Annotated in this window: 13 protein-coding genes and 1 pseudogene; 9 read left to right on the forward strand and 5 right to left on the reverse strand. The window is 68.9% G+C overall.

The window, feature by feature from the left end; translation table 11 throughout:
• The 8 genes from OP79_RS45955 to OP79_RS45995 form a co-directional block, all read left to right on the forward strand.
• Positions 1–331 (forward strand): XdhC family protein (locus tag OP79_RS45955; RefSeq protein WP_033329158.1); only part of this gene is annotated, 331 nt, incomplete at its 5' end.
• Between the two features lie 499 nt (positions 332–830).
• Positions 831–2,474, forward strand: coding sequence for an MFS transporter (locus OP79_RS45965; protein ID WP_211271009.1), 1,644 nt, complete (start codon positions 831–833; stop codon positions 2,472–2,474).
• A 201-nt stretch (positions 2,475–2,675) separates the two neighbouring features.
• Positions 2,676–3,650 (forward strand): Lrp/AsnC family transcriptional regulator, encoded by a 975-nt coding sequence (locus OP79_RS45970; RefSeq protein WP_033329160.1) that lies wholly within the window; start codon positions 2,676–2,678, stop codon positions 3,648–3,650.
• 695 nt (positions 3,651–4,345) lie between these two features.
• Positions 4,346–5,095: an SDR family oxidoreductase gene (locus OP79_RS45975; protein WP_033329161.1), complete on the forward strand. Its 750-nt coding sequence runs from the start codon at positions 4,346–4,348 to the stop codon at positions 5,093–5,095.
• Positions 5,096–5,606: 511 nt separating this feature from the next.
• Positions 5,607–6,449: a helix-turn-helix transcriptional regulator gene (locus OP79_RS45980; protein ID WP_033329162.1), complete on the forward strand. Its 843-nt coding sequence runs from the start codon at positions 5,607–5,609 to the stop codon at positions 6,447–6,449.
• A 328-nt stretch (positions 6,450–6,777) separates the two neighbouring features.
• The gene (locus OP79_RS45985; RefSeq protein ID WP_033329163.1) at positions 6,778–7,371 is read left to right on the forward strand and encodes a TetR/AcrR family transcriptional regulator; all 594 of its coding nucleotides are present in this window, start codon (positions 6,778–6,780) and stop codon (positions 7,369–7,371) included.
• 101 nt (positions 7,372–7,472) lie between these two features.
• Positions 7,473–8,213 carry an NADPH-dependent F420 reductase gene (locus OP79_RS45990; protein ID WP_033329164.1) on the forward strand — a complete coding sequence of 247 codons (741 nt, stop codon included), beginning with the start codon at positions 7,473–7,475 and terminating at the stop codon, positions 8,211–8,213.
• 229 nt (positions 8,214–8,442) lie between these two features.
• Positions 8,443–9,186, forward strand: coding sequence for an NADPH-dependent F420 reductase (locus tag OP79_RS45995; protein WP_033329165.1), 744 nt, complete (start codon positions 8,443–8,445; stop codon positions 9,184–9,186).
• Positions 9,187–9,293: 107 nt separating this feature from the next.
• Here the strand turns inward: OP79_RS45995 and OP79_RS58770 are convergent.
• A pseudogene (locus OP79_RS58770) lies at positions 9,294–9,404 on the reverse strand (hypothetical protein); the annotation flags it as partial.
• Here OP79_RS58770 and OP79_RS54760 point away from each other — a divergent pair.
• Positions 9,357–9,755: a transposase gene (locus OP79_RS54760; RefSeq protein ID WP_033329166.1), complete on the forward strand. Its 399-nt coding sequence runs from the start codon at positions 9,357–9,359 to the stop codon at positions 9,753–9,755. The pseudogene OP79_RS58770 and the gene OP79_RS54760 overlap by 48 nt on opposite strands.
• A gap of 165 nt (positions 9,756–9,920) precedes the next feature.
• Here the strand turns inward: OP79_RS54760 and OP79_RS46005 are convergent, their stop codons facing one another.
• The 4 genes from OP79_RS46005 to OP79_RS46025 all read right to left on the reverse strand — a co-directional run.
• Positions 9,921–10,313, reverse strand: a complete 393-nt coding sequence (locus OP79_RS46005; protein ID WP_033329167.1) for a nuclear transport factor 2 family protein — start codon at positions 10,311–10,313, stop codon at positions 9,921–9,923.
• 1,398 nt (positions 10,314–11,711) lie between these two features.
• Positions 11,712–13,370, reverse strand: coding sequence for an alpha/beta hydrolase (locus OP79_RS46015; RefSeq protein ID WP_033329168.1), 1,659 nt, complete (start codon positions 13,368–13,370; stop codon positions 11,712–11,714).
• Positions 13,371–13,437: 67 nt separating this feature from the next.
• Positions 13,438–13,836: a helix-turn-helix domain-containing protein gene (locus tag OP79_RS46020; protein ID WP_106972655.1), complete on the reverse strand. Its 399-nt coding sequence runs from the start codon at positions 13,834–13,836 to the stop codon at positions 13,438–13,440.
• A 318-nt stretch (positions 13,837–14,154) separates the two neighbouring features.
• On the reverse strand, positions 14,155–16,003 hold a 1,849-nt coding region (locus OP79_RS46025), incomplete at its 5' end, for a WD40 repeat domain-containing protein (RefSeq protein WP_169786260.1).

Raw genomic sequence — 16,003 nt, forward strand, 5'->3', positions numbered from 1 at the left:
CGCCAAGTTCGACATCCCCCTGCTGCGGCTGGCACTCTCCCTGCCCGTCGGCTACGTCGGCGCGATGGGCTCCCGCCGCACCCACGACGAACGCCTGCGCCTCCTGTACGAAGTCGGCGTCACACAAGACCAGTTGGCCCGGCTGCGCTCCCCGATCGGTCTCGACCTGGGTGCGCGCACGCCTGAGGAGACGGCGATCTCCATCACTGCGGAGATCATCGCCCACGCCAACCAGGGCACGGGCCTGTCCCTGACCCTGGGCACGGGCCCGATCCACCGGCCGGGTCACCAGGCAGTCGACGAGCGTCGTGCCCTCAACGCCCGCTACTGACGCCGTGACCGGGCACGCCCTCCGGGACGCAACCGCCTCCTCCCACACAAGGACTGATCATGACGACCTTCGCCCTCGCCGGCGCCGTCCCCGGGCCCGCCCAGCGCGGCCGAGACGGCTGCACCTGCGGCTCTGTCAGACCTTCGGGCACGTCGGGTGATGCGACTGCTCACCCGGCAAACACGCCACGGCTCACTTCAGCGGGACCGTCCATCCGTCCATCCGGTGATCCGGTCCTTCGCGTCCGGCGAGGACCGGCGCTGGTGCTACATCGACGAGCCCATCCTGTGACGGCTGCCCAGGAGGAGCCCCGTTCCCGAACCGGTGATCCTCACCGTCGACGACGATCCGGCTGTCGGACTTTCTCCGGAACGAAGGCTCGGATGTCGGTTTTCCGGGGTCCGGCGGTCGTGGCTGGCTTCGGCTTCCCGGCGGGGCGGAACGTTGCGGCGGAAGCCGGCCGACCACAGCGCCTGGCACCTAAGGGAGAGAGTCTTTCGTGAACGTCACGACCACGGCGAACGCGCCGCAGGACCGGCGGGTGCCCACACTCGTCATGGCCTGCGTCGGCGTGTTCGTCGCCTATCTGCCGGTGAGCACCGTCTCGGCGAGCCTGCCCGCCATTCAGCGGGCGCTGGACACATCGACCTCGCAGCTGTCCTGGGTGAGTGTCGCGTTCGTGCTGCCCATGGCCGCGCTCATCCTCACCGCGGGCGTCTTCGGTGACGTGCACGGCCGCAAGAAGGTCTTCCAGGCGGGCCTGGCCTTCTGCGGTCTGGGTGCCCTGATCGCACTGTGCGCCCAGTCGATCGAGGTCGTTTGGGCCGGGCAGGCCTTCGCCGGTCTGGGCTCGGCCGCGTTGCTGCCCACGTCCCTGGCCCTGATCAGCCACGCCGTCCCCGACCCGCGCGAACGCGGGAAGTTCATCGGGCTGTGGGCGACGTCCCTGATGGCCGCCCTCGCACTCGGCCCCGTCATCGCGGGCGTGATCCTCGACCACTTCGCGTGGCGCTGGATCTACCTGCTGCCCGTCCCCGCCTCGCTGCTCGCGCTGGCCGTCGCGGCGAAGCTGCTCACCGACTCCCGTGCCCCGGGCACGCGCCGACTGGACTGGCCCGGCCAGCTCACCGCCGCGCCGGCCATCACCGCTCTGGTCTACGGGATCATCGAGGGCGGCGCCGGCTCCTTCACCGACGCCAAGGTGATGCTTGCCCTGTCCACCGCCGTAGTCGCCTCGGTCGCCTTCGTCCTGGTGGAGCGGCGCAGCTCCAGCCCGATGCTGGACCTGACACTGTTCCGCAGCCCCTCCTTCACCGCTACCACACTGATCGCCATGATCAGCTTTCTCGGGCTCATCGGGTCCTTCTTCGCCCTCAGCCTCTACTTCGGCATGGTCCAGCAGCTCAGCACCCTCGAATCGGCCTGGCGGCTGCTGATGGTGTCCATAGTGCCGCTGGTCCTCGGTGCCCCCATGGGGCGCCTGGTGCACCGGGTGTCTCCTCGGGTGCTGATTCCCGGCGGGCTGCTGGTCTCGGTGGTCGCGCTGCTGTCACTGACCACGATCGGCGCCAACACCTCGTTCGGTTCACTGGCCTGGCGGCTGGTCCTGCTCGGCCTGGGCATGGCTTTCGTCATCACCCCGATGACCGCCACCGCCGTCAGTTCGGTGCCGTTCCACCAGGCCAGTATGGCCGCTGCCGCCAACAGCGCCTTCCGTCAGGTCGGCGCCGCCCTCGGCCCCGCTGTCCTGGGCGCGCTGCTGTCCACTCGGGCCGTGGACGCTCTGCCCGGACATCTCACCGCCGCGGGGTTGGGCGGGGCGACGGTCCGGCGCGTCACCGAGGCCGCGGACGCGGGCGGACTGAGTGCGGTCGGCGGGCTCCGCATGGGCGCGGACACCCCGCGCGTCCTCGGCGCCCTGTCGCAGGCATTCGTCGACGGTCTTCAGCTCTGCCTGGTCGTCGCGGCCGTCCTGGCCCTGCTGGCAGCCGCGGTGGGATTCGTCCTGCTGCGTCGGCCACAGCAGTCGGCCCCACCTGCCGCAGGCCCGGCTGCCTCCGTCCAAGGGCCTCGCACCCCCCACCTGCCCACCGCCGACACTCGGACGGCAGCCCGGCCGCAGTCAGCCGCCGTCCCTCGGTGAGCGCCGGTCCTGCACCGAGGTGACACCCGACGTACCGGCACGGCTCAGGAGCGGATAGTCACCGCGCTGGTACAGGCGCCGTCCGTGGGGACGGGCACGGCGCCGCTCAGTGGCCTGGGACCGGACCCTTCCGGTCCCAGGCCACACGGCGCTGTCGTACGACATGACGTGAACAAAACCCGCTCGAAACAGGAGCCATCGATGCAGTCCCCTTCGCCCGACGCGCTTGATCTGAAGCTGCTGCACGCGCTCCAGGTGGACGGGCGGGCGCCGTTCGGCCGTATCGCCGAGATCCTCGGAGTGTCCGACCAGACCATCGCCCGCCGCTTCCGCAAACTGCACACCACCGCCGGACTCAGGATCGTCGGCATGACCAACGAGAGCCTGCTGGGCCGCCAGAGCTGGATCGTTCGGCTGCGCTGCACTCCCGACGTGGCCGAACAACTCGCCAGCGCGCTGGCCCGGCGCCCCGACACCTCGTACATCGATCTCGTCTCCGGCGGCACCGAAGTGCAGTGCGCCATGAAACCACGCAGCCGACAGGCCCGCGACGAACTGCTTTTCGACCGCCTGCAACGCACGCCTCAGGTCATTTCGGTCAGCGCCCACTGCCTGCTGCACACCTTCTACGGCGGTCCCCTCGGGGGGCTTGACAAAACTCAAGCGCTCGAACCCGACCAGGAGGCGGCACTGCGTCCCCCGTACAGTGAGCCGGTAGCCACCCCCATCGCTCTCGAAGGAGCGGACGAGGCGCTGCTCGCCGTGTTGCGGCGCGACGGCCGGGCAACCTTCAGCGAGCTGCAGACCAGCACCGGCCAGTCGGAGTCCGCTGTCAAGCGGCGCCTGGAGCGTCTGCGCTCCACGGGCATCCTCTACTTCGACGTGGAATATGACAGCGAGTCCCTCGGACACGGCATCGGCGCGATGCTCTGGCTCACCGTCGCCCCCTCCGCACTCGATGCCGCCGGACGGAAGCTGGCAGAACACCACGAGGTCCGCTTCGCCGCCGCCACCACTGGCCAGGCCAACCTCGTCGCCTCCGTCGCCAGCCCGAGCACGGGCGAGCTCTACACATACCTGAGCGAGAAGATCGGAGGCCTCGACGGCGTGCAGGCCGTGGAAACCGCCCTGATCCTGAGGCAGGTCAAGCAACTCACCTACGAGCCGAGCCGCTGACCGCCGAACGACCACCAGGCGACTGAGATCCGCACATGGACCCTCGCGTACGGGCCGACGGACCGACGGAGCGACCGTGGGTGGGTGCTGCACAGTCGACGGACGCGCTCGTTATCTCTTCGTCGCGCCGACTCGGGGTACAGGGCACGCGGCCCAGCAGCCCGCGTTGTTTTCCAGCAGCCCTACGACCGCTTTCTCATCGGTGACCAAACGGTGCTCATCCGCGTATGCCGTGCAGCGAGGTCCACAACCGGAGCACGGTGCCGACCGTCGTCCGGGCCACCACCGGCATCGGGCTGGAGGGAAGACCGCAGGGCCGTCTGGTGGTCAGCCGGTACCGGGTGGGGCCTTGGGCTGTCGGTGGCGGCCGATGGGAAGACGCTGGTTGGGCACACGGGAGCAGTGCTGCTGCGGAGGCTCGCGGACGCTGGAGCCGGCCCCGCGTCCGCGCGGGTGCTGCGGTTCAACGACGGATCCGCCGTCACCACACAGACTGTGATCCTGGCCACTGGGGTCTCCTACCGGCGGCTCGCTGCGCCCGGTCTGGAGGCGCTGACCGGCCGTCGCGTCTTCTACGGCTCAGCCAGGGACCGCCGGTCCATGGATAAACCTTCCTCTCCCGCCCCCGCGCGGGCGCTCCTACGGTCGAGGCTGCGGGCGCTCACCGGCCCGCCGTACCGAAGGAGCAAGACCCCATGAAGATGACCGGCAACACGATCCTGATCACCGGCGGGACCTCGGGCATCGGGCTCGGCCTGGCCCTGCGTCTGCACGAGGCCGGCAACAAGGTGATCGTCGCCGGCCGGCGCAAGGAACTCCTCGACGAGATCACGGCCGAGCACCCGGGCATCGACGCACTCGTCCTCGATGTCGCGGACCCCGACTCGATCGCCCGGGCCCGTGAGACCGTGGCGGCGAGTCACCCGGAGCTGAACGTCCTGGTCAACAACGCCGGCATCATGCTGCGGGAGAACCTCCTCGACCCGGCCGGACTCCAGGTCGCCGAGGACCACGTCACGGTCAACCTGCTCGGCACGATCCGGATGACGTATGCGTTCCTGCCGCTGCTGGTGGGCAAGGACGACGCGGTCGTCATGAATGTCACCTCGGCGTTGGCGTTCGTACCGTTCCCGATCACGCCGGCCTACAGCGCGACCAAGGCCGCGCTGCACTCCTTCTCCGAGAGCCTGCGCATCCAGCTCGCCGGCGCTGACGTCGGCGTCCAGGTGATCGAGGTGGTCCCGCCGGGCGTGCGCACGACCCTGATGGGCCAGCAGGACAGCGACCAGTCCATGCCGTTGGACGACTTCCTCACCGAGGCCCTCGGCCTGCTGCGCGAGCAGCCCGACGCGAAGGAGCTTGTCGTCGAGCGCGCCAGGTTCATCCGCGACGCGGTGGCCAGCGGCTCCTACGACGACGTCCTCGCCATGATCAGCGGCAGTTGACCGACCTGTCATGACGACGCGGAACAACAGCACGCGGGCGGGCCCTGTGGGGCCACATCATGGGCGAACGCGAGCTGGACCCGCCTGGGGGAGGTCCTCACCGAAGACGCGGAACGGTCAGGAAGCGCCTTCGGCTTCGCCCCGGTCGTCGCACTGGAGGCGACCGGCTCCGTCCTGAGCGCCGAGGGGCACGCGAGGGCCCGTCTGACACGGCGAACATCGGCGTGTCAGACGGGCCGGGCGATGAGGCCCGGGGCCGGTCAAAGCGTTGGGTGTCCTCGACGGGGGACCGTCGCCGCAGGCCGTCTTCCATGCCGACGGTCTGCGGCGCACCGCCGACAGCCGGCGCATTCCCCAGCGGGTCATGCAGGTCAGGTCACCATCGGGACGTCTCGCTGCGAGCGCCCTCGGCGTCGGCCGTACGAGCGGCTTCGCGTGGGCGGGAGAGGACTGCTCAGCCAGGGATCGGCGGTCTCTGGATAGCCGGGCGGGATGCGGCGAGGATGGGGGCATGGACAAGAAGGAACTGGCGGAATTCCTGCGTCACCGGCGTGAGACGCTGCGCCCCCGCGACGTCGGGCTGGTCGAGGGGCCGCGCAGGCGTACGCAGGGACTGCGCCGCGAGGAGGTCGCCCAGCTCGCCGGCATGTCCACCGACTACTACGCCCGGCTGGAACAGCAGCGTGCTCCGCAGCCCTCCGTCCAGATCACCACGGCTCTCGCCCGGGCACTGCGGCTGACCCTGGACGAACGCGACCATCTCTTCGTCCTCATCGGCCACAACGCCCCGGCCCGCTTCCACCGCCCCTCCGAACATGTCTGCCCAACGCTGATGCGGGTCCTGGACCGCCTGGACGACTCCCCGGCCCTGGTGCAAACCGACCTGGTCGACACCCTCGCGATGAACCCGCTGGCCGTCGCGCTGCTCGGCGACCTGACCCGTTACACCGGTCTGGCCCGCAGTGGCTACTACCGCTGGTTCATGGACCCGGCCGAGCGTCTGATGGTTCCCGAGGAGAGTCACGAACGCCACGGCCGCGCCCAGGCGGCACGCCTGCGGGCTGCGCTGACATCCGGCAACGACACCCCCCGAGCCGCCCAGATCCTCGCCGAACTCCAGGAACACAGCCCCGAGTTCGTCCGCATGTGGGAACTTCAGGAGGTCGCCCAACGCTACGACGACTGCAAGACCGTCCTCCATCCCGAACTCGGCCGCATCGACGTCGACGCCCAGGTCCTGTACACCGAGTACCGCGCCCAGACTCTGGTGGTGCTGACCACTCGCCCCGGCACGGAGAGCCACAGCAAGCTCGAACTGCTCTCCGTCATAGGACACCAACAGCTCACCCCCTGATGACCCTGCTGCACAATCCTGCCTATCCCGGCATCTATGCCTACGGGCGTCCCCGGGGCAACCCTGTCAGGGGCACCGGTGATGCATGCGGGCCACGGTCCAGGACGCCGGAAGTCGTCGGGGACCGGCAGCGCGGCACCGCGTCCACCCACCTCCGTACGGCTTTGCCCTGCGCTCTGCGGCCAGGCTTGTCGGCCCCCTGTGCTGTCCGGGCTCCGTGGTCGGGCCGCCCATTTGACCGGATGCCGCCTCCGTTTTACTCTCGAATGCGTACGGAGGCAGCATCCGTTTTGATGCGGCCGCACGATCACGGCAGGCAGGAGGGCGCATGAGCGCCGGTGAACAGCGGGGACGCAAGCCCCGCGCGGACGTTCAGCGCAACCGCGCGGCCCTCCTGGAGACCGCGCAGCGTCACTTCCTGCAGCACGGGGTCGGCACCTCCCTTGAGGCGGTGGCCAAGGAGGCGGGCGTCGGGCCCGGCACCCTGTACCGGCACTTCCCCACCCGGGAAGCGCTGCTGGCGGCCGTGCTGCAGACGCGCTCCGAGGAGCTGGTGGCCCGCCGGGCGGACATCGATCAGCTCGGCGACCCCGCCGAGGCGCTGGAGCAGTGGCTGCGCGCGATGGAGGAGTACTTCAGCGCCTTCAGCGGGCTGCCGGACCCGCTCATGGCCGCGGCCCGGGCGCAGGAGCCGGACAACCCGCTCACCATTCCCTGCGACATCCTCATCACCGCCACCGATCAGTACGTGCGAGCCGCGCAGCTCACGGGGCGCGTGCGCGCGTCGGTGCGGGGGCACGACCTGTTCCTCGCGGCCTGTTCCGTTGCCTGGATCAAGGGCACCGGTACCGAGGAGGAGTCACTCGACCGGCTCCGCACACTCATCGCGAGCGGCTACCGCCAGCAGCACACCCAGGCGTAAACCGCCCGACACCCCGCCCCCGCAACGCCAGGCGGCACCACCCCCCCAGCCATCACATCGCGCTGCCCCCAGGGGCGGCACAACCTCTCAAGGAACAAATCATGAAAATTACTGTCATAGGCGCCGGCGCCATCGGCGGGAACCTCGCCGCCAAGCTCAGCACGGCCGGTCACGACGTCCAGGTGGCCGACGCCCGCGGCCCCGAGGCCGTCCGGGCGGAGGTGCTGGAGTCAGGGGCCCGCACGGCGGACCTCTCCGACGCCGCCGTCCAGGGCCGGGACGTCATCGTCCTGGCCATTCCCTTCGGGGTGGCGGGGAAGCTGGCGGACCTGTTCGCGTCGGTCCCCGCCGAGACGGTGGTCATCGACACCTCGAACTACTACCCCGGCATGCTCAGCGAGCCGATCGAGGCGGTGGACAACGGCCAGGTGGAGAGCGTGTACACCGCCGAGCTGCTCGGCCGCCCCGTGGTCAAGGCGTGGAACGCCGCGTTGGCCGAGACCCAGCGGACCAAGGGTGTTCCGGCCGGAACGCCCGGCCGCCTCGCCATCCCCGTCGCCGGCGACTCCGAGGAGGCGCGGAAGGTGGCCATGAGCCTGGTGGACGACACCGGCTTCGACCCCTACGACGCCGGCACCCTGGCCGACTCCTGGCGCCAGCAGCCCAACGGCCCCGCCTACTGCACCGAACTGACCCTCGACGAGCTGCCGGCGGCTCTGGCCGCGGCCGACCGCGTCAAGGACGCGGCCATCCGCGACAGCCTCCCGGAACGCTTCGCCGCCCTCGGTGCCAATCCCACCGTCGACGACGTCGTCGAGATGAACCGCGCCGCCCACCGCTGAGTCACCCGACGCGGCTCTCGTGCACGCAACGGCACGAGAGCGGCAGCGTCGGCACGCCGCGAACACACACGACGAACACGAAGAACGGCGCTCACTTCGGCAAGGCCGCCATCACCCACTTGCACCACCGCGTCCGCGGTCCGCCGCAGCCCCGGTCGCGCCGCAGGGACCAAGCCCCGGAACCCCGGTCATCGACACCGGGGTTCCGTTCCGGACAAGGAGTTTCACCATGAAGATCGGCATTCTCGGCATCGGGAACATCGGCAAGACGCTGACCAGGCGGTTGAGCGCGGCCGGGCACGAGGTGAAGGCGGCCAATTCGCGCGGCCCGGAGACGATCGAGGCGGACGTGCTGGCCTCGGGCGGACGAGCGGTGACAGCGGCGGAAGCCGTAGTGGACGTCGACGCCGTGATCCTCTCCATTCCCTTCGACCGCATTCCGCAGGTCGCACCACTGATTGCCAAGGTGCCGGCTGACACGGTTGTCATCGACACGTCGAACTACTTCCCGCATCGGGACAACGGGATCGCGGCGATCGGGGCCGGCCAGGCCGAGAGCGTGTGGGCTGCCAAGCAGCTGGGCCGGCCCATCGCCAAGGCGTGGAACTCGATCGGAGCCGAGTCGTTCGCGCACAGGAACAAGCCGGCGGGAAGTGCGGACCGCATCTCGCTCCCCGTCGCGGCCGACAGTCCGCGAGAGCGTGACCTGGCAATGGCACTCGTTGAGGACACCGGGTTCGACGCTTTTGATGCGGGGCCGCTCGCGGAATCGTGGCGGCAGCAGCCCGGCACACCCGCCTACTGCACGGATCTCACCCGTCAGGAGCTGCCGGATGCACTGGCGACGGCCGACGCGGCGCGATCACCGAAGCGGCGCGACCTCGGGCTCGCCGTGGTCCAGGAACGCTTCGGGGCCGGCGTGCAACCGGACGCGGAATATCTTGTCCGCCTGAACCGCGCAATTTCCATGTGAGGAGGTACCGGGGCCGACTCGGTGACCCGTGAGAGGCCCTCGTGTCTCGCCCCCGTCTCCAGCTGCTCCGCGACGAGCGCCGCCACCCCTGGCGGTACGTCGGCCGGCGCCGACAAGAAGGTGCCCAGCATCTGGGCGGTGCCCCACTGCGCCGCCCAGCCCAGCTGGTTATGAGACCGGCGCTTGGCCCGGGGCTGTTCCAAGGCCACCGCGTCCAGCCGGAAAAACTCCTCCAGCTCCTGAACGGACGGCTCGCCGGCGAAGCACGCGTACCGGCCTTCTGCTCTCCTGAAAGTCAGTCAACTGCCACAGGTCGTGACGCTAGGCAACAGACGCCTCACCGGAAGAACAACCCAGACCTCCGCGCGGACTACCGCCGGCACCGGCCCAACATCGAACGCGTCGTCTCCCAGGTCGCCAGCCGAGGCGGACGCCGCCTCGAACTGCGCTACCGCGGCACAGACCGCAACAACGCCTGGCTCAAACGCCGCACCGCTGCCCTCAATCTGCGCAACCTCATCAGCCGCGGCCTGGACTACGCCGCAGGATGGACCCTCACCACCGCCTGAGGGCCCGAGGCGCCACACACCCCCCGCATGCGGGGGCCAGCCCCACAGCAGGCCCTTCAGGCACCCCACCACGCCCACAACCCGCCACCCCAACCAATCCCGGCCGTCGGCCACCCCGCCGACGGCCTCAAGCCCAGCCCCGGAAACGGCGATATCAGCGGCCTCCTAGAAGCGATGTGGCCACGTGAGATGGATGACCCGCCGGGAAATGCGCCAGCCGTCATCGGTGCGTCGCAGGTCGTCGGCGTAGACGACGCTGGCGACACCGCCGCCCTCCAGCAGGCTCAGACCTTTGGATCGGGCCCGCACCTCGTCGCCCGGGCCTTCCGACACGACGATGTTCGTCGTATGGTGCGCTTTCGCGTGTCCCGGGGCGTTCATGAAGGTCGCGATCGCGTCCAGCCCGACGACCGGGTCGCCACCGAAGACGCTGCCGTCCCACACCGCGTCTTCGGTGAGGCATTCGCCGAGACGGTCCAGTTCGTGGTCGTCCATGATGTGCGCCCACAGCGCCAGGGCCCTGCTGATTTCGACGGTGTCTTCATTCGTGGGTTTCACGTTCGGCTCTCCATTTTGTGCGTTGCTGGATCAGGCCTTGGCGCCGCTCAGCATGGCCGGCACCTGGTCGTAGGCGCCGTTGGCCTCGGCGATTCTCTCCTTCGCCGCAGGGGCCGGGCGCGCCCGGCAGTCTCGACTATGGGGGTGTATCGGCGGGGGCGGGAGAGGATCACATATCCATGGACCGACGATCCTCCCCAGCCGGCCACCATGGAGATCGTGCACAAGAAGGAGCTGCGGACCCTAGCGGGAGTGTCCTGGCTAGCTCGATTTCGCGGACGTTTTCCCAAGCCAGAGCCTGGACGGACGTATGACCTAATAGTCGCTCTGGATCTGGCCCTGAGACGATCATCGGGGCGCCAGGTCGGTCGATTGCAGGGCCGGGACCTGGCAGAACTTCAGAGGGCTACGACCGACGACTTAAACACTGCGGCAGCCGGTCGGAGAACTCCAGCAACGCCATGGCCAGTCCCCTTGCTCTGGACGTGACCCTCCACCCAAGACCCGCTGATCTACGCCGTCAACCCCTCCCGCAACGGTGGGGCGCCCGGCCGCGGATTCTGTCCACAGGGAAACGGCTGTCTGCTGGATAAATGATCGACAACGACGACATGCAGCCGCCGCTGCTCGTCATTGGACGACTGGGTGTCGTTGGAACGGATCGGGGTCACGGACATGCGTGGAGTCCTCCTCGGAAGGGATGGCACAGCAAAGAGAGCGCCGAACGGCGGGGCTATGACGCGGGTTTCGGCATCGAGATGGAGCGAAGCCCCGCCGTGGAGGCGGGGCTTCGGGGAAGCACAGCGACGATATTGCCAGCGGAAGTTAGCCATGCAACCCCAACTGACCTGCGTTTTCTCTTGAATCGGCGGCGCTGGCATGCCGGAGAGCTATCGGTGCAAGCCCTGGCGGAGGAGGCGGAGAGCCTAGGACACGACCTCCTCCGGTACCCGCTCGCGGCGGTGCTTGAGCTGACTGCGGGCCGCCATGCGCTCGGCCAGCTCAATCTCGGACCAGAATGGATGACAGACGATCACAGTCACAAGTTCGGTCTCCCTCACCCGCAGCCGGGCGATGCACTCCTGGCCTGCGGGGGTCCCAGCCTGGGGACTCGGGGCGTGAGGCCTGGCGTCACGCGTTCTCGTGGGTCGACCAGGCGGGCATCGGTGGCCGTGTGGTGCGTACGCCTGGATGATCTGAGTTGTGGGGGCTGGCGGAACGACTCGGCGGTACTGCCGGGAGTGAGTCAAGCTCATGCCATGTAGAGGAACCGCGCTTTCCGTGCCGTGCGACGTGCTGAGGACGTGCGAAACCCCGGGGCGCTCGCCGTGTGGGGGCGGGCGCCCCGGGGCTCGTGCCGGCCGATCAGGCATGGAACCGATCAGCTCACCGCACCGGTCAGCTCACGTCGCCGATGCGCTCCACGTGCTCGTTGACGCCGTTGCGGAGTTCGCCCAGGGTCGTGCCGGGCGGGGCCGTCTTCGGTGTGGTGGACGGCGGTTGGGTCTCGTCGGCGCAGGTCGTGCCGGAGGCCGGCACCTTCAGGTCGACCAGGTAGCCGACGACCGCGTCCGTCGCGCAGGCGCTGCGGCCGAAGGCGGTGTGCCCCTCGGCCTGGAAGGTCAGCAGCGAGGCGTTGTCCAGCTGCCGGCTGAGGGCGACCGCGTCCTGGTACGGGGTGTCCGGGTCACCGGTGGTGCCGATGACCAGGATCGGCGCCGAACCCCTCGCCCGGAAGGAGCCGTCGTAGCGGCTGACCTTCTCGGCGGGCCACTGCACGCACGCGGTGGCGTGCTGGTGGTCGTACGTCGGCGGACCGTACGCCATGGCCGGGCCCAGCAGCGGCGCGTCCTTCGCGTTGGCCGTCACGTTCCGCTGCAGCTTGCGCAGGCTCTTCGGGTAGTCCTTGTCGACGCACTCGACGACCACGTTCGGGCCGAGGAAGTCGAAGCTGGCCGGGGACGGCGGCCGCAGCAGGAACGAGGTGTTGTCCCGCAGCTGCGCCTTCTTCAGCGCCGCGCCGAGCGAGGGCCAGATGACCTTGCCCTCGTTGATGTTGAACATCAGCCGGTAGACGAGGGTGTAGCCGCCTGCCTGCCCGCCGTTCGCGGTCGGCACCGGGTTCGCGTCGAGGTCGCTCTTCAGCTTCTCGAACGCCCCGCGCGGGTCACCGTCGCCGAAGCCGCAGGTGACCTGGTCGGCGGCGCACCAGTCGAGGAAGCGGCTCATCGTGCCGTCCAGCGCCAGGTACTGGGCCCTGTCGTAGTCGTAGGGACGGTTGGCGTACTTGTACGGGTCGTACGCCCCGTCGAGCGACAGCGCCCGCACCCGCTTCGGGAACATCGCCGCGTAGACGGTGCCGATGTACGAGCCGAACGACCGCCCGTAGTAGGTCAGTTGCTCCTCGCCGAGCGCCTGCCGGAGCAGGTCGATGTCACGGGCGACGTACTCGGTGCCGACGTACGGCAGCAGTTGGCCCGAGTTGTCGAGGCAGGCTTGGTTGAACTCGGCTGCCTCGCGCACCGCCGGACCGAAGGCGTCGGGGCCGGGAACACCCTTCGCGTCGGTGACGGCCTTGGTGTAGCGGGCGTCGTCGAAGCAGGTCAGCGCCGAACTGCGGCCGACACCACGGACGTCGTAGCCGAAGACGTCGAACGAATCGCGCAGCGCGGCCGGCAGGTCCTCGTAGTTGTTGCGGACGAAGTCCACCCCGGAGTTGCCGGGCCCGCCGGGCTGCATGAAGAGCGTGCCCTTGCGCTTCGCCGGGTCAGCCGCCTTCTTGCGGACCACCGCGAGCGTGATCGTGCGGCCCTGTGGCTCCCGGTAGTCCAGCGGAACGTCGGCGTTGGCGCACTCGAAGCCGCCCTGGCAGTCGGACCAGGTGAGCGTCGGCACGGGCGGCGGCGGTGTCTTGGCCGACTGTGGCTTCCGCGCGGTGTCCTGCGCGGCCATCGCCTGTGTCGCGGTCCCGGTCGCCGCGAGGACGAGTGCGGTCACCGCGGCACCGACGAGTCTGAGACGCCTGGGACGTCTCGGTGTGTGGTGATACGTGGTCATGGGTGTGTTTCCCCCCTGAGTGGTCGAATCCCCGAGAACCTACTGGTCAATTGGGGTCGAAGAATGTCTAGGTGAGTAGAGGGGAAAAAGGCCCGAGAGGTTCGACGAGGCGGGCAGCGGACACCTCGAAATCGGCCGCCAGCTCCTCCACAGGCAGCGGATCTCCCGGGCCGTAGACGCCGAGGGCAACGCGTCGGCGGACGACGTCCTGGGCGACGGTGGTCATGGTGAGGAGGTATGCCACCGGGATCCTGCTCCACCGCGGGTCGGTGGCCCACAGCGCGTCTCCGGAGCGCTCCAGCACGCCGTCCGCGACCGCGCCGGCCACGGCCTGCTGCAGAAGTTCGGGCCGCACACCGCTGTAGTGGGCCAGGAACTGCGCGTACGTGATGACGTAGCCCGGCGTCGTTTGCACCGGCTCGGGAACGTCCGCTGCCATCGGCCACCGACTGGCCTCCGTGCTCATGCCTGCAGAGCACTCCCGGCCGGCTGGTTGGGAGCAACTCAGCGGTGGTTCGTGCCGGGGAGAAGAGACGACTCTCAACTCCCCTGCAAAACAACGGATGTTCGAGGTGTTCGCGATGCTCCGCGACGGCACTTTCTACGAACCCCGAACCTCACGCCTCGCTTGACGAAAGACATAGAGGCACCCCCGCTCATGGGGTCCCCCCAGGCCCTTAAGGCACTGGGGGAGAATTCGAGAGTGGGGGAGAAGCCGAGAGTGGGGGGGGAGCGACCAGCCACAACGGACCCGCAGCTTCGAACCGCATCCCCAGCGGAGCGCTCAGTGCTTGTGTCTGAAGTCCATATGCCAATCGTGTGCTGATCCGAGCTCATTCTGGGCACGCGGCGTGCGGTGGCTGGTCGGGCTGCAAGTGGTGCTTGGCCAGCAGGTTTTCCGGTAGGGAATTTCGCGGATGAGTGATGTCCAGTCCGCTGGGGGCACGCCGCCCTGCGCGCGAGTGCAGATGGTCTTGGAGGCGAGTTCCGGGGCGATGGGATAGGTGCGTGGCGGGGTGTGTCCGCCGTCGACCGTGAGTGTGGCCCCGTCGGTCGCGAAGGTGAGGGAATCGATGCTGTCTCCCGCTGTGAGGAAGCTGGATCCCAGTGGCCGGTTGGATGCGGCGTCCCAAAGCCTCACCGTGCCGGCGCTGCCGCCGACGGCAAGGAACTGGCCGTCGGGTGAGTACGTCAGTTCGGTCACGGCTTCGGGTTCCTTGCTTCCTGCGCTGCCCGTGGCGGTTCCGGTGAAGATGCTCAGTCGTCGTTTGAGTGCCCGGTCCCATACGGTCACCCGGCCGTCCTCGTCGCCGGTTGCCATGCGGTCACTGCCCGGGGGCCCGGGGGCCGTAGCGGTCAGGACCCCGCCGACTAACCCGGTCTCCGGTGCGGCAGCATGCTGTTGCGCACGGTGCCACTTCGAGTCCAGTGCATCCCCCAGATAGATGCTGCGCACGAGGGCGGCCGATGCGGGCTGTACCTCGATGTACCGAATCACCTTGCGTTCTGGATCCAGCTGCACATCCCCAACGCTCCGGCCGTTCAGCGGATATCGGTACACCGGTGCGTCGGGGTAAGCGGTTCTCCACACACGGATCGTGTTGTCGTCCACCGCGACGAGGAACTGACCGTCCCGGCTGGGAATGACATAGCCCGACGTGACGTCAGCAACGGGCGGGGCTTCCTTGCCTGAGTCCCAGCTCCACATCCGCAGCCCTGCGCTGGTGACAGCCATCAGCATCCGCCGCCGAGAGTCGAGGAGAACCCGCCCGGCGCCGGCGCCGTTGTCGTTGCGGACGCAGGCCGGCCGGGAGACGGTGTCCGAACGCAAGACCCATACCTGGCGGGATGCCTGGATATCCCATATCTCCAGGGGACCGGACGCCGTGCACAACGCTATGAACCTGCCGCTGGCGTCGAGAACGGCGCGTTCGGGGTTGTGGCTCCGGCGTTGGAACACCATGCGCTGTTGTCGCAGGTCCCACAGGCCGACCGAGCGTTCGCCCACCACCTTGAGGATGTGATCGTTCGCGGTGAACAGCGCGTAGGTGTCGCTGAAGTCCAATGGCAGGCTGGTGGTCCGGCCCGAGACCGTGTCCTGCCACTGCACCGTGTCACCTGCGACCGCCAGCAGGTACCTGCCGTCTGCGGAAAGATCGTATGGCGAGACGTCGTGCCCGAGCGGGATGGTGCGGGTGCGTTGCCGGCTATCCACGTCCCACATGAGCACCTGGCCGTCGCTGGCCGTCATCAGGGTGCGGCCGTCGGAGCTGAGGCGTCGCATGTCATGTTCCTGTACACCGGGGCCGGTGAAAACGTCCTGCTCACGTTGGGTCAGCGAACCCACGAGCGCGGCTTTAGCCTCCAAGGTCGGGCTGATGCGCCATGCCGCGACGCTCAGCCGCATGGCTGTCAGCGGGTCGGCATAGCGCATGGCCTCAGCGGCAGCCGCGACACGACGGGACGTGGCGTCGGCGAGCCGCTGATCATTGAACCGACTCTGTTGCCAGGCGATCGCGCCCGCGACAAAGGCAAGCACCATCATGAGGGACAGGCCGGTTCTCAACCGGCGCAGGCGTCGGGTGGTACGGGCCGCAGTGCGTTGTTCCTGGTCGCGTGCGGCGAGGCTGGCG

The sequence above is a fragment of the Streptomyces yerevanensis genome (assembly GCF_000716805.1).
Classification (GTDB): Bacteria; Actinomycetota; Actinomycetes; order Streptomycetales; family Streptomycetaceae; genus Streptomyces; species Streptomyces flaveus.